The 17,708-nt window shown below is 66.5% G+C and carries 19 protein-coding genes; 3 read left to right on the top strand and 16 right to left on the bottom strand.

Annotation, left to right across the window (positions count from 1 at the left end):
* The first annotated feature begins 223 nt into the window (after positions 1 to 223).
* Positions 224 to 943, top strand: a complete 720-nt coding sequence (locus FB600_RS26605; protein ID WP_096748495.1) for a glycine zipper 2TM domain-containing protein — start codon at positions 224 to 226, stop codon at positions 941 to 943.
* 119 nt (positions 944 to 1,062) lie between these two features.
* On the opposite strand, the gene iscX is transcribed toward FB600_RS26605, so the two are convergent.
* The 12 genes from iscX to FB600_RS26545 form a co-directional block, all read right to left on the bottom strand.
* Positions 1,063 to 1,269 (bottom strand): Fe-S cluster assembly protein IscX, encoded by a 207-nt coding sequence (iscX, locus tag FB600_RS26600; RefSeq protein ID WP_013698730.1) that lies wholly within the window; start codon positions 1,267 to 1,269, stop codon positions 1,063 to 1,065.
* A gap of 20 nt (positions 1,270 to 1,289) precedes the next feature.
* On the bottom strand, positions 1,290 to 1,631 hold the full coding sequence (gene fdx / locus FB600_RS26595; protein ID WP_013698731.1) for an ISC system 2Fe-2S type ferredoxin: 342 nt from the start codon (positions 1,629 to 1,631) through the stop codon (positions 1,290 to 1,292).
* A gap of 71 nt (positions 1,632 to 1,702) precedes the next feature.
* Positions 1,703 to 3,571, bottom strand: coding sequence for a Fe-S protein assembly chaperone HscA (gene hscA / locus FB600_RS26590; protein ID WP_096748494.1), 1,869 nt, complete (start codon positions 3,569 to 3,571; stop codon positions 1,703 to 1,705).
* A 68-nt stretch (positions 3,572 to 3,639) separates the two neighbouring features.
* Positions 3,640 to 4,167 (bottom strand): Fe-S protein assembly co-chaperone HscB, encoded by a 528-nt coding sequence (gene hscB, locus FB600_RS26585; RefSeq protein ID WP_013698733.1) that lies wholly within the window; start codon positions 4,165 to 4,167, stop codon positions 3,640 to 3,642.
* 103 nt (positions 4,168 to 4,270) lie between these two features.
* Positions 4,271 to 4,594: an iron-sulfur cluster assembly protein IscA gene (iscA, locus tag FB600_RS26580; RefSeq protein WP_013698734.1), complete on the bottom strand. Its 324-nt coding sequence runs from the start codon at positions 4,592 to 4,594 to the stop codon at positions 4,271 to 4,273.
* Between the two features lie 113 nt (positions 4,595 to 4,707).
* Positions 4,708 to 5,115, bottom strand: a complete 408-nt coding sequence (gene iscU, locus FB600_RS26575; protein ID WP_013698735.1) for a Fe-S cluster assembly scaffold IscU — start codon at positions 5,113 to 5,115, stop codon at positions 4,708 to 4,710.
* A gap of 55 nt (positions 5,116 to 5,170) precedes the next feature.
* Positions 5,171 to 6,394 carry an IscS subfamily cysteine desulfurase gene (locus FB600_RS26570; protein ID WP_145757654.1) on the bottom strand — a complete coding sequence of 408 codons (1,224 nt, stop codon included), beginning with the start codon at positions 6,392 to 6,394 and terminating at the stop codon, positions 5,171 to 5,173.
* Positions 6,395 to 6,474: 80 nt separating this feature from the next.
* Positions 6,475 to 7,014 carry a Fe-S cluster assembly transcriptional regulator IscR gene (gene iscR / locus FB600_RS26565; protein WP_025099865.1) on the bottom strand — a complete coding sequence of 180 codons (540 nt, stop codon included), beginning with the start codon at positions 7,012 to 7,014 and terminating at the stop codon, positions 6,475 to 6,477.
* 127 nt (positions 7,015 to 7,141) lie between these two features.
* Entirely contained in the window at positions 7,142 to 7,624 is a 483-nt protein-coding gene (locus tag FB600_RS26560; RefSeq protein ID WP_036050021.1) for a low molecular weight protein-tyrosine-phosphatase, read from the bottom strand.
* Between the two features lie 91 nt (positions 7,625 to 7,715).
* Complete coding sequence (locus FB600_RS26555) at positions 7,716 to 7,931, bottom strand: hypothetical protein (RefSeq protein WP_013698739.1); 216 nt, start codon at positions 7,929 to 7,931, stop codon at positions 7,716 to 7,718.
* 206 nt (positions 7,932 to 8,137) lie between these two features.
* The gene (locus FB600_RS26550) at positions 8,138 to 9,559 is read right to left on the bottom strand and encodes a lactate utilization protein B (RefSeq protein WP_145757653.1); all 1,422 of its coding nucleotides are present in this window, start codon (positions 9,557 to 9,559) and stop codon (positions 8,138 to 8,140) included.
* A 42-nt stretch (positions 9,560 to 9,601) separates the two neighbouring features.
* A complete protein-coding gene (locus tag FB600_RS26545; protein ID WP_025099862.1) occupies positions 9,602 to 10,324 on the bottom strand; it encodes a (Fe-S)-binding protein in 723 nt (240 codons plus the stop codon).
* A gap of 190 nt (positions 10,325 to 10,514) precedes the next feature.
* On the opposite strand from FB600_RS26545, the gene FB600_RS26540 reads away from it, so the two are divergent.
* A complete protein-coding gene (locus FB600_RS26540; protein WP_013698742.1) occupies positions 10,515 to 11,324 on the top strand; it encodes an IclR family transcriptional regulator in 810 nt (269 codons plus the stop codon).
* 95 nt (positions 11,325 to 11,419) lie between these two features.
* Here the strand turns inward: FB600_RS26540 and pbpG are convergent, their stop codons facing one another.
* Together pbpG and FB600_RS26530 are read right to left on the bottom strand one after the other, a co-directional pair.
* A complete protein-coding gene (gene pbpG / locus FB600_RS26535; RefSeq protein WP_124076452.1) occupies positions 11,420 to 12,571 on the bottom strand; it encodes a D-alanyl-D-alanine endopeptidase in 1,152 nt (383 codons plus the stop codon).
* Positions 12,572 to 12,694: 123 nt separating this feature from the next.
* Complete coding sequence (locus tag FB600_RS26530) at positions 12,695 to 12,916, bottom strand: hypothetical protein (protein ID WP_145757652.1); 222 nt, start codon at positions 12,914 to 12,916, stop codon at positions 12,695 to 12,697.
* A 372-nt stretch (positions 12,917 to 13,288) separates the two neighbouring features.
* Here FB600_RS26530 and FB600_RS26525 point away from each other — a divergent pair, with 372 nt between their 5' ends.
* The gene (locus FB600_RS26525; protein ID WP_025099860.1) at positions 13,289 to 13,858 is read left to right on the top strand and encodes a phasin family protein; all 570 of its coding nucleotides are present in this window, start codon (positions 13,289 to 13,291) and stop codon (positions 13,856 to 13,858) included.
* 214 nt (positions 13,859 to 14,072) lie between these two features.
* Here the strand turns inward: FB600_RS26525 and lpdA are convergent, their stop codons facing one another.
* Both lpdA and aceF read right to left on the bottom strand, forming a co-directional pair.
* A complete protein-coding gene (gene lpdA, locus FB600_RS26520; protein WP_098153827.1) occupies positions 14,073 to 15,857 on the bottom strand; it encodes a dihydrolipoyl dehydrogenase in 1,785 nt (594 codons plus the stop codon).
* A gap of 159 nt (positions 15,858 to 16,016) precedes the next feature.
* Complete coding sequence (aceF, locus tag FB600_RS26515; protein ID WP_145757651.1) at positions 16,017 to 17,660, bottom strand: dihydrolipoyllysine-residue acetyltransferase; 1,644 nt, start codon at positions 17,658 to 17,660, stop codon at positions 16,017 to 16,019.
* Positions 17,661 to 17,708 lie beyond the last annotated feature (48 nt).

The following is a 17,708-nucleotide window of genomic DNA, read 5'->3' as shown; positions in this document are numbered from 1 at the left end:
GACAGCTTTGTAACGGCACGTAAAATTGCCCGTTGCCGGCGCATGCGCCTTGCTAGGTCCGCCTCGCGCCGCACCGGCGGCATCTGCACTTCCAAGTCCCGCCCCTACCGCCTGGCGGTCCGTGCACGCATCAATCGTTACAACTTGATACGCTGCCTCCCCATCGATTGATCGACACTTGCCGATAGAAAATAACGCACACGAAGTGCGCTGGAGAGCAGAAATGGACAACCCGAACAACGCTACGTCTACACCGCGCAAACGTCTTCATCCGCTGATCGCGACCGCCGCTGGCGCCGTGATCGTGGCCAGCCTCGCCGCCACCGCCGCCATCACCGGCGTGTTCCCGAAGGCGGGCGGCACGACCGCGCCGACCGATACGCCGCCGGCCGCCGTCGACACCACCGCCGCGCCCGCCAACGCCACGACCGGCATCGCCGCACCGCAGACCCAGCCGACGCAAGCTCAGCAGCAACAGGCGCAGGCCGCTGCCCAAGCCGCGCCGCAGCCGGCACCGGCCCAGGTCGCTGCCGCGCGCGCGCCGGCCCAGGCCGCGCCGCAGCCGCCGCAATATGCGCAACAGGCTGCCCAGCCCTCGCAGGCCTCGGTCTGCCATACCTGCGGCACCGTGGTGGCCATCACCGAGACGCGCACGCCCGGCCAGGGCACGGGGATCGGCGCGGTCGGCGGCGCCGCCGCGGGCGGCCTGCTCGGCAACCAGTTCGGCCGCGGCGGCGGCCGCACCGCGATGACCATCATCGGCGCGCTCGGCGGCGGCCTGGCCGGCAACTCGATCGAGAAGCGCGTGCGCAGCACCACCGACTACCATGTGCGCGTGCGCATGGAAAACGGCACGGAACGCAGCTTCACCTACCGCAACCCGCCGCCGTTCGGCGAAGGCCAGCGCGTGCACATCGAACACGGCACGCTGGCTGCCGGCTGATCGACACGCGGCGGCTCCCTGGCCGCGTTGCCCATGTGAAAACGGCTCGCGCCCCTCGAAGGGCGCGAGCCGTTTTTTCTCCTGCATCGTCGGGCCCGGTCAGGCGGCCCGAGTTCATGTCATTCGTCGTCGAAGTCGGATTCGTCGATCCAGTGCAACTGGATCGCCTCGAGGATCTTCTCGCCCGAACGCTCGGGCTCGTCGTCGAAACCGTCGAGCTCGAGTACCCATTGGCGCAGATCGGTGAAGCGGATCGTCTTCGGATCCACATCGGGAAACTTGTCGGCGAGCGCAATCGCGATCTCGCGCGAATCGGTCCATTTCATCGTCGCACCTCCTGAACGGGTCAGTGATTCTCTTTGGCGTGATTGATCGTGTACTTGGGGATCTCGACCACCAAGTCCGATTCCTCGGTCACGATCGCCTGGCACGACAGGCGCGATTGCGGCTCCAGCCCCCAGGCGCGATCGAGCAGGTCGTCCTCGTCTTCCTCGGAGGGCGCCAGCTCGTTGAAGCCTTCGCGCACGATCACGTGGCAGGTCGTGCAGGCGCAGGATTTCTCGCAGGCATGCTCGATCTCGATGCCGTTGTCGAGCAGGTTGTCGCAGATGCTCTTGCCGGGCGTCGCGTCGATCACCGCGCCGTCCGGGCACAGTTCGACGTGGGGCAAAACTACCAGTTGGGGCATGTCGGTTCCGTGTTTCATCGATGGCGCGCCGCGCCGCTTCGCATCGCGCACGCCGGCGCGATGCCGTTGTTTCAGATCTCGTCGAGCTTGCGGCCCGCGAGCGCGCGACGGATGTTCTTGTCCATCCGCCGTGCCGCGAATTCGTCGGTGCCCTCGGCCAGTGCCTTGGTCGCCGCGTCGATCGCGTCGGTGTCCTCGCCGCCCGCCAGCGCGCGCAGCTTGGTGATCAGCGCGTCGATCGCCGCGCGCTCCTCGGCGTCGAGCAGGTCCGCGTCCACCGCGAGCGCCGCCTCGGTCGCCTCGGCGATGCGTTGCGCCTCGACCTGCGCCTCGCGCAGCGCGCGCGCGCGCATGTCGATGTCGGCGGTCTTGAAGCTGTCTTCCAGCATCTTCGCGATGTCGTCGTCGGCCAGGCCGTAGGACGGCTTCACCACCACCGAGGCCTCCACGCCCGAATGCTGCTCGCGCGCGAACACCGACAGCAGGCCGTCGGCGTCGACCTGGTAGGTCACGCGGATCCGCGCCGCGCCGGCCGACATCGGCGGAATGCCACGCAGCTCGAAGCGCGCCAGCGAACGGCAATCGGCCACCAGTTCGCGTTCGCCCTGCACCACGTGGATCGCCATCGCGGTCTGGCCGTCCTTGAAGGTGGTGAATTCCTGCGCGCGTGCCACCGGGATGGTCGAGTTGCGCGGAATGATCTTCTCGACCAGGCCACCCATGGTCTCGACGCCGAGCGACAGCGGGATCACGTCGAGCAGCAGCCAGTCGTCGCCGTTGGCGCGGTTGCCGGCCAGCAGGTCGGCCTGCACGGCCGCGCCGAGCGCGACCACCTGGTCCGGATCGAGATTGATCAGCGGCGGCTGGCCGAAGAAACGCTCGACGGCCGCGCGGATCACCGGCATGCGCGTCGCGCCGCCCACCAGCACCACGCCCTTGATCTCGGCCGGCGTGACCTGCGCGTCGCGCAGTGCCTTGCGGGTCGGCGCGAGCGTGCGCGCGACCAGCGGCTCGACCAGCCCGGCGAAGGTCTCGGCGGAAATCATCTGGGCGATCGTCGCGCCGGTCGACAGCGTCATCTCGAAGGCCGCCTCGGGCGCGTCGCTCAGCGCTTCCTTCACGGCACGCGAACGGTCGAGCAACGCCCGCACGTCCTCGGCCGACAGCGCGGCGCGCTCGATACCCGCCGCGGCGAGCACATGCGCGAACAGCGCGTGGTCGAAATCGTCGCCGCCGAGCGCGGAATCGCCGCCCGCCGCGAGGACCTCGAATACGCCCTTGGTCAGTTTCAGGATCGACAGGTCGAAGGTGCCGCCGCCCAGGTCGTAGACGGCATAGAGGCCTTCCGCGCCGTTGTCGAGCCCGTAGGCGATCGCGGCCGCGGTCGGTTCGTTGAGCAGGCGCAGCACGTTCAGGCCGGCCAGCCGCGCCGCGTCCTTGGTGGCCTGGCGTTGCGCGTCGTCGAAATAGGCCGGCACGGTGATCACGGCGCCCACTAGGTCATCACCGAGCGTGTCCTCGGCGCGCTGGCGCAACGTGGCGAGAATCTCGGCCGAGACCTCGACGGGACTCTTCACGCCGTCGACGGTGCGGATCTGCACCATGCCCGGCGCGTCGACGAAGTCGTAGGGCGCGTTGGCCGCGTGTTCGACCTCGGCCTTGCCGCGGCCCATGAAACGCTTGACCGAGACGATCGTGTTGCGCGGATCGCTGGCCGCGGCTTCCTTGGCCGCATAACCGATGCGGCGCCCGCCCTTCTCGAGGTAGCGGACCACGGAAGGCAGCAGCGCGCGGCCTTCGTCGTCGGGCAGCACCTCGGCCACGCTGTTGCGCACCGACGCGACGAGCGAATTCGTCGTGCCGAGATCGATGCCGACTGCCAGGCGCCGCTGATGCGGCGCGGGCGCCATGCCGGGTTCGGAGATTTGCAGTAAAGCCATCGCTGTATTCGGTGAGGGGCACAGCCCCGCTTGCTTCGCGCGCCGCGCCCGAGCGCGGCCCCGCTCGGTTAATCTTCGAGACGCTCGATCTGCGTCGTCACTTCGGCGGCCACCCGCTCGATGAACATCAATTGGCGCACGGCCTCGGCCGCGCCCTGGTTCGAGCCGCTGTCGAGCAGGGCCGCGAGCTTGTCGAGCCGCGCGCGCTTTTCCTCGCGCAATTCGCCGAGCAGCGCGTCGAGCGCGTCGACATTCCTCGCGCCGGCCGCATCCTCGATCGCCTCGCGCCATTCCATCTGCTGCATCAGGAAGGCCGGCTCCATCGCCGTGTTGTTCTCCGCGCCGACCTCGATCTCGCGCAGCGACAGCAGGTAGATCGCGCGCTTCAGCGGATCGCGCAGCGTCTGGTAAGCCTCGTTGGCGCGCGTGGCCCATTGCATCGCGATGCGCTTTTGCGCGTCCCCGGCCGCCGCGAAGCGATCCGGATGCACCTCGGACTGCACCGCGCGATACGCGGCGTCGAGCGCACCGGCGTCGAGCGCGAACTGCGTCGGCAGGTGAAAGAGTTCGAAATAGCTGTCTTTCAGCGAAATCATCGCGTGATGCCCAAGGCCTGGTGGTCGATGGTGCAGGTGGAAGCGGTCCGCACAAGAAAAAGGCGGCCAATGCCGCCTGTGGCCCGCTGCGCGCGGTGCGTCCTCAGACGCGGAACGACTCGCCGCAGCCGCACTCGTCCTTGACGTTCGGGTTGTTGAACTTGAAGCCTTCGTTCAAGCCCTCGCGCGCGAAGTCGAGCTCGGTACCGTCGATATAGGCGAGGCTCTTCGGATCGACCACCACCTTCACGCCATGGCTCTCGAACACCTGATCCTCGGTCGCCACGTCGTCGACATACTCGAGCTTGTAGGCCAGGCCCGAGCAGCCGGTGGTACGCACGCCGAGCCGCAGGCCCAGCCCCTTGCCGCGTCGCGTCAGGTACTTCTGCACGTGTTGCGCTGCTTTTTCGGTCAGTGTGATTGCCATGATGTTCCTGGTCGCCCGCGCCGCGCGCGGACGTCGTGCCTCGATAAACCTCGCCGCTCGTCCTTCTCGCGGCGCACTGCGTTCAGGTGCGGGCGTCCATCCCGCGCCGCCGCTTACGCGGCCTGGCCGTCTTCCGCGGTCGCGTCGTGACGCTTGCGGTAATCGGCCACCGCCGCCTTGATCGCGTCTTCCGCGAGAATCGAGCAGTGGATCTTCACCGGCGGCAGCGCCAGTTCCTCGGCGATCTGCGTGTTCTTGATGGCCAGCGCCTGGTCCAGCGTCTTGCCCTTCACCCACTCGGTGACCAGCGAGCTCGAGGCGATCGCCGAGCCGCAGCCGTAGGTCTTGAACTTCGCGTCTTCGATCACGCCGTCCGAACCGACACGGATCTGCAGCTTCATCACGTCGCCGCAGGCCGGCGCGCCGACCATGCCCGTGCCGACCGCGTCGTCATCCTTCGAGAAGGAACCGACGTTGCGCGGGTTTTCGTAGTGATCCAGAACCTTGTTGCTGTAAGACATGATTCGACTCCTTGATACGTTGCGTGCGCGCGGCACCGGGCCGCGCAACCTTCGTTCAGTGTGCGGCCCACTCGATCGTCGACAGATCGATCCCGTCCTTGTGCATTTCCCAGAGCGGCGACAGGTCGCGCAGCTTGGCGATCTTGCCCTGCAACAGGTTGATCACGTAGTCGACATCGGCCTCGGTGGTGAAGCGGCCGACCGTGAAGCGGATCGAGCTGTGCGCGAGTTCGTCGTTGCGGCCCAGCGCGCGCAGCACGTAGGACGGTTCCAGCGAGGCCGAGGTGCAGGCCGAGCCCGACGACACGGCGACATCCTTGATCGCCATGATCAGCGACTCGCCTTCGACGAAGTTGAAGCTGATGTTCAGGTTGTGCGGGACACGGTGCTCCATGTCGCCGTTCACATAGGTTTCCTCGATCTGCGACAGGCCGCGCAGCAGCTTGTCGCGCAGCGCGCGCACGCGCTCGTTCTCGACCGCCATTTCCTCGCGGGCGATGCGGAAGGCCTCGCCCATGCCGACGATCTGGTGCGTCGCCAGCGTGCCCGAGCGCATGCCGCGCTCGTGGCCGCCGCCGTGCATCTGCGCCTCGATCCGCACGCGCGGCTTGCGGCGCACGTAGAGCGCGCCGATGCCCTTCGGGCCGTAGGTCTTGTGCGCCGAGAACGACATCAGGTCGACCTTCAGCTTCGCGAGGTCGATGCCGACCTTGCCGGTGGACTGCGCGGCGTCGACGTGGAACACGATGCCCTTGGCGCGGCAGATCTCGCCGATGGTCTCGATGTCCTGGACCACGCCGATCTCGTTGTTCACGTGCATCACCGACACCAGGATCGTGTCCGGGCGCAGCGCGGTCTTGAACACCTCGAGGTCGATCAGGCCGTCGTCCTTGACGTCCAGGTAGGTCACCTCGAAGCCTTCGCGCTCGAGTTCGCGGCAAGTGTCGAGCACGGCCTTGTGCTCGGTCTTCACCGTGATGATGTGCTTGCCCTTGCCCTGGTAGAAATGCGCCGCGCCCTTGATCGCGAGGTTGTCCGATTCGGTCGCGCCCGAGGTCCAGATGATTTCGCGCGGATCCGCGTTCACGAGCGCCGCCACCTGCTCGCGCGCCTCTTCCACCGCCCGCTCCGCATCCCAGCCGTACGCGTGGCTGCGCGACGCCGGATTGCCGAACTGCTCGCGCAGATACGGCACCATCTTGTCGACCACGCGCGGATCGACGGGCGTCGTCGCGCTGTAGTCCATATAGATGGGCAGGTGAGGAGTATCGTTGTTCATCTGTCGCTCCGGGTATTCATTCAGTGCAGGGACAATCTGTTATGTAGGTGCGGTTTTATCGGGTACGGCAGCGTCGCGCCTCAGGAACTGGTCGCGATGTTGAAGACCGAATTCGGCCCGAGCGGCATCGCCCGCACCGGCTCGACGGGCGCGGCCGGTTCCGGCGCGCGGCGGTCGCGCAGCACGGCGGGCGCACCCTCGCGGGCACGCTGCTGATCGACGAGATCCTGCAGCGAGACCGAATCGAGGTATTCGACCATTTTCTGGTTGAGCGTCGACCAGAGCTCGTGGGTCATGCAATGTCCATCGGGCTGCTTGGTGCCTTCGCAGGTACCTTTGCCGCCGCATTGCGTGGCATCGAGCGGTTCGTCGACCGCGATGATGATGTCGGCGACCGTGACGTCGGCCGCACGGCGCGCGAGGTTGTAGCCGCCCCCCGGCCCGCGGACCGATTCGACGATCTCGTGCCGGCGCAGCTTTCCGAACAACTGCTCCAGGTACGAGAGCGAGATGCGCTGGCGCTGGCTGATGCCTGCAAGCGTCACCGGCCCCTGCTCCTGGCGCAGTGCCAAGTCAATCATCGCCGTGACGGCGAAACGGCCTTTCGTGGTGAGTCTCATAGTCGTAGGGGACAGCAATCTTGACGATTTTGGTCAAGTATAAATATCTGACAGTTTTAGTCAAGTATCCCTGTCCCGGGGAGGGAGATTCAGTGAACGCTACAGAAGTGCCGCAGCGGCCTTGGGTTCAGTTGCCGAGTCGCTCGCGCAGCGTCGCGAGCAAGCCGGCACAGGCGCGCTCGCATTGATCGAGCACTTGCTCGAAGCCTTGCGCGCCGCCGAAATAAGGGTCCGCCACTTCGCGTTGACCGGCACCGGTCGCGAAGTCCATCAGCAGACGGACCTTGTGTCGATGCTCGGCCGGGCAACGGCGACGCAACTCGGCGAGATTCGCCTCGTCCATCGCGAGCAGCAGGTCGAAACGCTCGAAGTCGCCGCTGGCGACCTGACGCGCCCGCAGCGCCGACAGATCGTAGCCACGGCCGCGCGCTGCCTGCTGGGCACGCGCATCGGGCGCCTCGCCGACATGCCAATCGCCCGTTCCGGCGGAATCGATCTCGATCACGTGATCCAGGCCCGCCGCGCCGACCTGCTCGCGCATCACGCCCTCTGCGGTCGGGGAGCGGCAGATGTTGCCGAGGCAGACGAAGCAGATCGAAGCGCGTTTCATCGTGCGGCCGGACGGCGGCGAACGGCCGCGAAAACAGAAAGCGCGCCATTATACAGGCGCGCTTCGATTCCCGTGGCCGGCCGGCGCGGCATCACAGCGCCTTGGTGGCGGCCAGCGGCGCGGCCGAGGCGGCTTCGGGCGAATCGCCAACCAGTCCGAACGACACGGTGCGCGCCAACTCCGCGGAAACCTGCCCGATCGGCTGCGGTTCGCTGGGGCGCGCGGCGTTCGACGCGTACAGGTACGCGACGGCGGCAAGCGGTACGACGATCGCGAGCGGCCAGTACATCGATATTGTCTTTCTCATGATGCGACCTCCGGTGACTGCATGTCGAATCCATTGCTCGACACTACAGGCGCCATTCTATAGACCGCACCTATTGAGATAAACCATCAAATAGCGAACGCTCTGTTGTCGTGCGGCGAACAGTCGCCAATTTGTTCGAGCGTTCACTGTACGGGATCAAGGTGTCGCCCTGGCTCCACGTAACTCGCCTACCATGGCAGAAGCCATCAGCCGAGATGGGTCTTCGAGGCCGCGTAGAGTTCGCGGAAGGTGCGCCCGGTCGGCGTCGGCAGGTCGCGCGTATCGGTCCAGCCGGCCGCCAGCGGCAGCTTGCGAATCCCGCCGCCCGACTTGCGTTCGCCGCCGACGCGCTCCAGGATCCGCACCATCAGCTTGGTCGCGAGCCCGTACAACGTCGGTCGACGCACGGCGAAACCCCAGGCGGCCAGCGCCAGGCGCTCGCGCCAGGGCCGCAGCCCCCGCTCCACCTGCTTCTCGCGCAGCGTGCGCAGCAGTCCCGACAAGGGAATGCCGACCGGGCAGACGCTGTCACATTCGCCGCATAAGGTGGCGGCCTGCGGCAGGTCGAGCGAGCGCTCGAGCCCGACGTAGCTCGGCGTGAGCACCGAGCCCATCGGCCCCGGATAGACCCAGCCATAGGCATGGCCGCCGACCTTCTGGTAGACCGGGCAATGGTTCATGCAGGCGCCGCAGCGGATGCAGCGCAGCATCTCCTGGAACTCGCCGCCGATCAGCCCGGTGCGCCCGCCGTCGACCAGCACCACGTAGTTGTGCTCGGGGCCGTCTTTCTCACCGGCCGCGCGCGGCCCCGTGAGCAGTGAGAAATAGTTCGAGGTCTTCTGGCCGGTGGCCGAGCGCGGCAGCAGCCGCATCGCGGTGGCCAGGTCCTCGAGCGTCGGCAGCACCTTCTCGATCCCGGTCACGGCCACGTGCACGCGCGGCATCACCGTGCACATGCCCTCGTTGCCCTCGTTGGTCACCAGCACCACCGATCCCGTCTCGGCCACCACGAAGTTGCCGCCCGTCAGCCCCATGTCGGCGCCGAGGAAGTGCGGCCGCAGCACCTCGCGCGCCTCGCGCGTCATGGCCGGGATCTCGGTCAGGCGCTCGCGCCCGTGGGTACGCGCGAACAGGTCGGCAATCTCGTCCTTGTCCTTGTGGACCACGGGCGCGATGATGTGGCTCGGCGCCTCGTTGTCGTTGATCTGCAGGATGTATTCGCCCAGGTCGGTCTCGATCGACTGCACGCCGATCTCGGCGAGCACGGCATTGATGCGCATCTCCTCCGAGACCATCGACTTGGTCTTGATGACCTTCCTGACCTCGTGCCGCCTGGCGATCTCGGCCACCAGCCTGGCCGCGTCGGCCATCGACTCGGCGAACAGCACCGCGGTTCCGCGCCGCGTGGCCTCGCGCTCGAAGGCCTCGAGCCAGACGTCGAGGTTCTCCAGCGCGCGGTTGCGGCGCGCCTTCAGCGCGGCGCGCGTGGCCGCGAAATCGATCTGCGTGACAGCCTCGGCGCGCGCCGAGACGAACTTGGTCGACAGCTTCTTGAGGTTCTGCTGCAGGCGCTGGTCGGCGAGCTTCTGGCCCGCGCGCGCCTTGAACTGCATCGATTGAACTTGCATGGCTGGCTGGATCGGCTGGCGGCTGGTCGGGAAACGGCAGGTTCAGAGATCGCCGGCGAGGACCTGCGCGACGTGCAGCACGCGCGTGTCCTTGTCGCCGGTGCGGCGCAGGCGCCCCTCGATGTTGAGGATGCAGCCGAGATCGCCGAGCACCACGGTGCGCGTGCCGCTGGCCTGCACGTTGGCGCATTTCTCGTCGACGATCGCCGTCGAGATCGCGCCGTACTTGAGCGCGAAGGTGCCGCCGAAGCCGCAGCAATGCTCGCAGTCCTTCATCTCCTGGACCTCGACGCCGCGCTGCGCGAGCAAGGCCCGCGGCTGCGCCTTCACGCCGAGCTCGCGCAGGCCCGAGCAGGAATCGTGATAAGTGACGGGGCCGCTGAACTCGCCGCGCGGCAGCTCGACCTTCGCGACCTTGACGAGGAAATCGGTCAGTTCATACACGCGCTCGCGCAAGCGCCCGTAGCGCGCCATCAGTTCGGGATCGTCGCGGAACAGGTCGCCGTAATGGGCGCGGATCATGCCGCCGCAGGAGCCCGACGGCACCACCACGTAGTCGAACTGCTCGAACTCGCGCAGGGTCTTTTCCGCCAGGTCCCGCGCGAGGCGGCGCTCGCCGGAGTTGTAGGCGGGTTGCCCGCAGCAGGTCTGCGCGGGCGGCACGTCCACCTCGAAACCGGCATCGCGGATCAGTTTCAGCGCGGAAAAACCGATTTCAGGCCGCATCAGGTCGATGAGGCAGGTGACGAACAATCCGACTCGCATGGCCGCTCCTTCGAGAAAACGCCGCTCATTATCCGCGCTTTGCCGCGCAAGACCAACGCCGCGACGCCGCGATCGACGAAACGGCGCGCATCGAACCGATCCGAAGCACTCCTCGAACAGCGTTCGCTTTTTTCACATTACGAGATACAATCGGCTCCTCACCGTTTGACAGGTCAACTGATTTTTCACGATGAGCACTCCGACTCCGGACCCGAAGACGTCGATCCAGGTGATCGAACGCATGATGCGGCTGCTCGACGCGCTGGCCGACCACACCGACCCGGTCAGCCTGAAGGAGCTCGCGCAGAGCACGGAACTGCATCCGTCCACCGCGCACCGCATCCTCAACGACATGGTGACCTGTCGCCTGGTCGACCGATCCGACCCGGGCACCTACCGCCTCGGCATGCGCCTGCTCGAACTCGGCAATCTGGTGAAGGCGCGCCTGTCGGTGCGCGACGCGGCGCTGATGCCGATGCGCGAGCTGCACCGGCTGACCGGGCAGACCGTGAACCTGTCGGTGCGCCAGGGCGACGAGATCGTCTATATCGAGCGGGCCTATTCGGAGCGCTCGGGCATGCAGGTGGTGCGCGCGATCGGCGGCCGCGCGCCGCTGCACCTGACCTCGGTCGGCAAGCTGTTCCTGGCCGCAGACGAAACCACCCGCGTGCGGGCCTATGCCACGCGCACCGGCCTCGCCGGCCATACCCAAAACAGCATCACCGACCTCGGCAAGCTCGAGCGCGAGTTGTCGATCGTGCGCCAGCAGGCCTGCGCGCGCGACAACGAGGAGCTCGAACTGGGCGTGCGCTGCATCGCCGCCGGCATCTACGACGATTCGGGCAAGCTGGTGGCGGGCCTGTCGCTGTCGGCGCCGGCCGACCGACTGCAGGATGCCTGGCTCGGCCAGATCAGCCATACCGCGCTGACCATCTCCGAGGCGCTCGGCTACCGACCGCCGAAGGAGCTCGACGGCGCGGCGCTCGCCAAGTCGATCTGACGAGCGGATCGCGGCACCCATGCAAAAAGCCCCGCATTCGCGGGGCTTTTTGTTATGAAGCGCAGCCGGCCCCGATGCGGGCCGACAAGCGGCGATCACGTACCGCCCGCGCCCGTGTTCGCCGCGGTCAGGCGCTCGCCGCCGCCGGCGTCTAGCCAGTTGCGCACGCGCGACGCGTCGGCCACGCGCGAATACTTGCCGAAGGAATCGAGCAGCACCATCACGATCGGGCGGCCATGGATGGTGGTCTGCATCACCAGGCACTCGCCCGCCTCGTTGATGAAGCCGGTCTTCTGCAGGCCGATGTCCCAGGACGGATTGCGCACCAGCGCATTGGTGCTGTTGTAGACCAGCGAGCGCTTGCCGGTGAACACCGTGTAGGTGCGATCGGTCGAGAAACGGCGGATCAGCGGGTACTGGTAGGCCGCGTCGATCATCTTGACCAGATCGCGCGCGCTTGACACGTTCAGACTCGTCAGACCCGTCGAGTTCTCGAAGTGCGTGTCGGTCATGCCCAGCGATTTCGCCTTCGCGTTCATCGCCGCGATGAACGCCGGGCGCCCGCCCGGGTAGTAGCGCGACAACGCCGCCGCCGCGCGGTTCTCCGATGCCATCAACGCGATGTGCAGCATGTCTTCCCGCGACAGGACCGACCCCACGGACAGTCGCGAGCCGGTGCCCTTCTCGTAATCGCGATCCTCGTCGGTGACGGTGATCTGCTCGTCGAGTGAGGCCTTCGAATCGAGCACGACCATCGCGGTCATCAGCTTGGAGATCGAGGCGATCGGCACCACCGCGCGCGAGTTCTTGTCGAACAGCGGTTCCGAGCTGTTCTGGTCGACCACGTAGGCGACGCTGGAACGCAGCGCGAGCGCATCGGGCGTGTCGTGCAGGCCGAAGGCCTGGCCGACCGAAGGCTGGCGCGGCTGGAACGCCACGCGCCGCACGGCGCCGTGATGACGGCCCGGCACGGCGGCCAGCGTCACACGCTTGCGGCCCTTGCGCGGCGCCTCGGCGGCCACCTTGGCGGCTTTCTTTTCCGCGACGACGGCGCGCTTCTTGCCCTTCGCGCTGGCGACGGCCTTGGCGGCCTTCTTTGAGGACTGGGTGGTCTTGGCGGTCGCGGCCAGGGCATCGGCGGGCACGACGGCGGCCGACGCGACGAGCACCGACACGGCGACGGACACCGCGGTGCCGAGTGCCGCGCCGTGCATCATCTTCAACGGCGAGAATAAGGAGGCTTTCATTGGGGTCTGGACAAAGCGGCGGGAGGTTTCCGCAAGTGTAGTAAAACCTGAAAAAATAAGCAATTTGAGGCACTTACCGGTTTTCGTTAAACCGGATTGTAAGAGTGGATTGCCTCAGGGCAATCACCCTCCCGTTTCCATCGAAAAATTCGATGACGCTACCTCGCGGTCCGGCATCGGCTGGATAAGCGGGATAACGGCGCCGTCGCGACGAATCGCAGCGGGAAAAACCAGTAAAACGACCTGCGAAGCGAAAAAAAATGCCGGCGGCGCAACTCGCCCGAGGCAGATGAGCGTCGCGCGCGAACGGCGTTTTTCGACCGGAATGCATGACAAACGTTCCACGGTCCGATTCGGTTTACGTGATTTCACCGCGGTAAACCCGCGCAAACCAGGCGATCATCCCCTTCCGACATGTCCCCATATGGTGCATATGCACAAGGCATTGATGACGCCGGCGTGACAGTCGCGGCAAGGAAACCGATTCCAGTCGGAATGATCCAAGCCATTGTTTTTCCTTAAAAATGATGTCATTGTGCATTGCACAAAAAGCGCTTGACATCCGCTTCGGACGCCCTAAAATGGGAACCGTTGTTGCGATGCACCAACGCATTGCGCCAGACATCGCATACCGTTCGTGCCTTGAAGTTGAGCCACTCACTCACTTAACTCACACGACCGCCGTCAGACCGGCGTTCGTCAATCAGGAGCCAGACCATGTCCCTGCTGACCCCGGAGCAAATCGCCGCCGCCCAGAAAGCCCACCTCGAGAGCCTGTTCGGTCTCACCAGCAAGGCATTCGAAAGCGTCGAGAAGCTGATCGAACTGAACGTGCAAGTCGTGAAGTCGACGCTCGCGGAAAGCCAGGAAAACGTGCAGCGCGCGCTGTCGGTGAAGGATGCGCAGGAACTGCTCGCCCTGCAGGCCAGCTTTGCCCAGCCGCTCGCCGAAAAGGCCCTCGCCTACGGCCGTCACCTGTACGACATCGCTTCGTCGACCCAGGCCGAATTCGCCAAGGTTGCCGAATCGCAATATGAAGAGCAGAACCGCAAGGTCCAGGCGCTCGTCGACAACGTCGCGAAGAACGCCCCGGCCGGTTCGGAAACGGCTGTCGCCGCGCTGAAGTCGGCCATCAACGCCGCCAACACGACCTACGAAACGGTCCAGAAGGCCACCAAGCAGGCCGTCGAGATCGCCGAGTCGAACTTCAACGCCGCCGCTGCCGTGGCCACCAAGGCTGCCAGCGCCGCCGCATCGCGCCGCGCGAACACCGCCAAGCCGGCCTGAGGCATCACCAGGCCCGACGGCAGCCGCTTGGCTGCCGTCACGAAAAAGCCGCGCATTGCGCGGCTTTTTCCATTCTGCGCCAGCGCTTCCCGCGCCCTCGCGCGACACATCTCCCTTCGACACCAACGAAAACGGCCCCGCCGGACAAGCCGGAACGGGGCCGCAAGCCATGCACGCGACCGGCGCCAACAGGCACCGGCCAAGGCACGACCTCTTACTTCTTCTTGCGCACCGGGGGCAGATCGGTACAGACGCCTTCGTACAGTTCGGCGGCCATCCCGATCGACTCGCCGAGCGTCGGGTGCGGGTGGATCGTCTTGCCGATGTCCTCGGCGTCCGCGCCCATCTCGACGGCCAGGCAGACCTCGCTGATCAGGTCGCCCGCATTCAGGCCGACGATGCCGCCGCCGATCACGCGATGGGTTTCCTCGTCGAAGATCAGCTTGGTGAAGCCCTCGTCGCGACCGTTCGCGATCGCGCGGCCCGATGCCACCCAGGGGAACACGGCCTTGCCGTACTTGATCCCCTCGGCCTTGCACTGGTCCTCGGTCTTGCCGGCCCAGGCCACTTCCGGATCGGTATAGGCCACCGACGGGATCTGCAGCGCGTCGAAGTAGGCCTTCTCGCCATGTGCCGCCTCGGCCGCGACATGGCCTTCATGCACGGCCTTATGCGCGAGCATCGGCTGGCCGACGATATCGCCGATCGCGAAGATGTGCGGCACGTTGGTGCGCATCTGCTTGTCGACCTCGATGAAGCCGCGATCGGTGACCGCCACGCCCGCCTTGTCGGCGCCGATCTTCTTGCCGTTCGGGCTGCGGCCCACCGCCACCAGCACCAGGTCGTAGCGTTGCGCGTCCGCCGGGGCCTTCTCGCCCTCGAACTTCACGTAGATGCCGTCTTCCTTTGCCTCGGCACCCACCGTCTTGGTCTTGAGCATCACATTGCCGAAACGCTTGGCATTGTGCTTTTCCCAGACCTTAACCAGATCGCGGTCCGCGCCCATCATCAGGCCGTCCATCATCTCGACCACGTCGATCTCTGCGCCCAGCGACGAGTAGACGGTCGCCATTTCCAGGCCGATGATGCCGCCGCCGATCACCAGCATGCGCTTGGGCAACTGGCGCAGCTCCAGCGCGCCGGTCGAGTCGATCACGCGCGGATCGTCCGGCATGAAGGGCAGTTTCACGGCCTGCGAGCCGGCCGCGATGATGGCCTGCTTGAACTTGACGACCTTCTTGCCGCCCTCGACCTGCACTTCCAGGTGATTCGGATCGACGAAGCTGCCGACGCCGGTCACCACCTCGACCTTGCGCGCCTTGGCCATGCCGGCCAGGCCGGTGGTCAGTTGCTTGACCACGCCCGACTTGAAGTCGCGCAGCTTGTCGAGGTCGACCTCGGGCTTGCCGAAGGAGATGCCGTGATGCGCGAGCGCGGCCGCCTCGTCGAGCACCAGCGCGGTATGCAGCAGCGCCTTCGACGGGATGCAGCCGACGTTCAGACACACGCCGCCGAGCACCGGATAACGCTCGACCAGCACCGTCTTCATGCCGAGGTCGGCGGCGCGGAACGCGGCCGAATAGCCGCCGGGGCCCGAGCCGAGCACCAGCATGTCGCATTCGATATCGGCGCTGCCCGAATAGCTGCCGGCCTGCGGCGCGGCAGCCGGCGCGGCCTTCTCGGCCGGCTTTTCAGCCGCTTTCTCGGCAGGCTTGGCAGCCGGTGCTTCCGGCGCCTTTTCCGCCGGCTTCGCGGCGTCCGCGCTGCCTTCCAGCACCACGATCAGCGTGCCTTCCGACACGTTGTCGCCCACCTTGACCTTCACTTCCTTGACCACGCCCGCTTCCGAGCTCGGCACGTCCATGGTGGCCTTGTCCGACTCGAGCGTGACGAGCGACTGCTCCTTCTCGACCGTGTCGCCCGCCTTCACCAGCACCTCGATGACGGGAATTTCCTTGAAATCGCCGATATCCGGCACCTTCACTTCGATGAGACTCATGAACTGTCCCCTACTTGTTTGAGCTACCGCCGATCGAACCCCGCATCCGCGAACACGCGCGCGATGCCGCCGGCAAGGCGGACGTCGCGCGCGCCGTGTCGGCCGCGCGGCGCGCAGGGCGCGCGCCACGTCGAACCGGCACCGGGATGCCGTCAGGCATCAGAGAATCACGCGGCGGAAGTCGCCGAGGATCTGCGCGAGATACGCATTGAAGCGCGCGGCCGCCGCGCCGTCGATCACGCGATGGTCGTACGACAGCGACATCGGCAGGGTCAGGCGCGGCACGAACTGCTTGCCGTCCCACACCGGCTTCATCGCGCCGCGCGACAGGCCCAGGATCGCGACTTCCGGGGCGTTGACGATCGGCGTGAAATGCGTGCCGCCGATGCCGCCCAGCGAGGAGATCGAGAAGCAGCCGCCCTGCATCTGGTCGGGCTTGAGCTTGCCGTCGCGCGCCGCCTTCGACAGGTCCGCCATTTCCTTGGCGATGTCGGCCAGGCCCTTCTTGTCCGCATCGCGGATCACCGGCACGACCAGGCCGTTCGGCGTGTCGGCGGCGAAACCGATGTGGTAGTACTGCTTGAGGATCAGGTTGTCGCCGTCCAGGCTCGCGTTGAAGTTCGGGAACTTCTTGAGCGCCGCGACCACGGCCTTGATCACGAAGGCCAGCATCGTGAACTTGATGCCCGACTTCTCGTTTTCCTTGTTGAGCTGGACGCGCAGCGCCTCGAGCTCGGTGATGTCGGCCTCGTCGTTGTTCGTGACGTGCGGGATCATCACCCAGTTGCGATGCAGGTTCGCGCCCGAGATCTTCTTGATGCGCGACAGCGGCTGGGCTTCGACCGGACCGAACTTGGCGAAGTCGATCTTCGGCCACGGCAGCAGGTTCAGCTCGCCGCCGGCTGCCGCGGCCGGTGCAGCCGCGGCAGCCGGTGCCGCGCGCTGGCCCGACATCACGCCCTTCACGAAGGCGGTGATGTCGTCCTTGGTGATACGGCCCTTCGGGCCGCTGCCCGTCACGCCGCCGACGTCCACGCCGAGTTCGCGCGCGAACTTGCGCACCGACGGCGAGGCGTGGCTGGCACGGCCGCCCGCTGCGGGCGCCGGTGCCGGCGCGGCAGCCTGCGCGGCCGGTGCCGGCTTCGCTTCGGCCTGGGCCGGCGCGGCGGCCTTGGGCGCATCCGCCTTGGCTGCCTCGGCCTTCGGCGCGGCCGCGGCCGGCGCGGCGCCTTCGCCGCTTTCCAGCAGCACGATCAGCGTGCCTTCCGAGACGTTGTCGCCGATCTTGACCTTGATTTCCTTGACCACACCGGCGGCCGGGCTCGGCACGTCCATGGTGGCCTTGTCCGACTCCAGCGTGACCAGCGACTGTTCCTTCTCGACCTTGTCGCCGACCTTCACGCCGATCTCGATGACCGGGATGTCCGTGAAGTCGCCGATGTCCGGCACCTTCACCTCGACCGTGCCGCCAGCGGCAGCCGGCGCAGCGGCGGGAGCCGCGGCCGGTGCTTCGGCCTTCGGCGCCTCGTCTGCCTTCGGGGCTGCGGCCTTGGCCTCGCCCGCGCCACCCTCGAGGATCACGATCAGCGTGCCTTCCGACACGTTGTCGCCCACCTTGACCTTCACTTCCTTGACCACGCCCGCTTCCGAGCTCGGCACGTCCATGGTGGCCTTGTCCGATTCCAGCGTGACGAGCGACTGCTCCTTCTCCACCGTATCGCCCGCCTTCACCAGCACCTCGATGACGGGAATTTCCTTGAAATCGCCGATATCCGGCACTTTCACTTCGATCACTTGACTCATCTGTATCTGTCTCCTGGGTCGCGCGCGCCGTCACCGGCGTGCGCGGCA

It is taken from the genome of Burkholderia sp. SJZ089 (genome assembly GCF_007828315.1).
GTDB classification, from domain to species: Bacteria; Pseudomonadota; Gammaproteobacteria; order Burkholderiales; family Burkholderiaceae; genus Burkholderia; species Burkholderia gladioli.
This window is presented reverse-complemented; position numbering and strand designations above follow the sequence as displayed.

Excerpts from the sequence above, each read along its gene's own strand:
- FB600_RS26605 (WP_096748495.1), top strand. The coding sequence starts at position 224 with ATGGACAACCCGAACAACGCTACGTCTACACCGCGCAAACGTCTTCAT.
- iscX (WP_013698730.1), bottom strand. The coding sequence starts at position 1,269 with ATGAAATGGACCGATTCGCGCGAGATCGCGATTGCGCTCGCCGACAAG.
- fdx (WP_013698731.1), bottom strand. The coding sequence starts at position 1,631 with ATGCCCCAACTGGTAGTTTTGCCCCACGTCGAACTGTGCCCGGACGGC.
- hscA (WP_096748494.1), bottom strand. The coding sequence starts at position 3,571 with ATGGCTTTACTGCAAATCTCCGAACCCGGCATGGCGCCCGCGCCGCAT.
- hscB (WP_013698733.1), bottom strand. The coding sequence starts at position 4,167 with ATGATTTCGCTGAAAGACAGCTATTTCGAACTCTTTCACCTGCCGACG.
- iscA (WP_013698734.1), bottom strand. The coding sequence starts at position 4,594 with ATGGCAATCACACTGACCGAAAAAGCAGCGCAACACGTGCAGAAGTAC.
- iscU (WP_013698735.1), bottom strand. The coding sequence starts at position 5,115 with ATGTCTTACAGCAACAAGGTTCTGGATCACTACGAAAACCCGCGCAAC.
- FB600_RS26570 (WP_145757654.1), bottom strand. The coding sequence starts at position 6,394 with ATGAACAACGATACTCCTCACCTGCCCATCTATATGGACTACAGCGCG.
- iscR (WP_025099865.1), bottom strand. The coding sequence starts at position 7,014 with ATGAGACTCACCACGAAAGGCCGTTTCGCCGTCACGGCGATGATTGAC.
- FB600_RS26560 (WP_036050021.1), bottom strand. The coding sequence starts at position 7,624 with ATGAAACGCGCTTCGATCTGCTTCGTCTGCCTCGGCAACATCTGCCGC.
- FB600_RS26555 (WP_013698739.1), bottom strand. The coding sequence starts at position 7,931 with ATGAGAAAGACAATATCGATGTACTGGCCGCTCGCGATCGTCGTACCG.
- FB600_RS26550 (WP_145757653.1), bottom strand. The coding sequence starts at position 9,559 with ATGCAAGTTCAATCGATGCAGTTCAAGGCGCGCGCGGGCCAGAAGCTC.
- FB600_RS26545 (WP_025099862.1), bottom strand. The coding sequence starts at position 10,324 with ATGCGAGTCGGATTGTTCGTCACCTGCCTCATCGACCTGATGCGGCCT.
- FB600_RS26540 (WP_013698742.1), top strand. The coding sequence starts at position 10,515 with ATGAGCACTCCGACTCCGGACCCGAAGACGTCGATCCAGGTGATCGAA.
- pbpG (WP_124076452.1), bottom strand. The coding sequence starts at position 12,571 with ATGAAAGCCTCCTTATTCTCGCCGTTGAAGATGATGCACGGCGCGGCA.
- FB600_RS26525 (WP_025099860.1), top strand. The coding sequence starts at position 13,289 with ATGTCCCTGCTGACCCCGGAGCAAATCGCCGCCGCCCAGAAAGCCCAC.
- lpdA (WP_098153827.1), bottom strand. The coding sequence starts at position 15,857 with ATGAGTCTCATCGAAGTGAAGGTGCCGGATATCGGCGATTTCAAGGAA.
- aceF (WP_145757651.1), bottom strand. The coding sequence starts at position 17,660 with ATGAGTCAAGTGATCGAAGTGAAAGTGCCGGATATCGGCGATTTCAAG.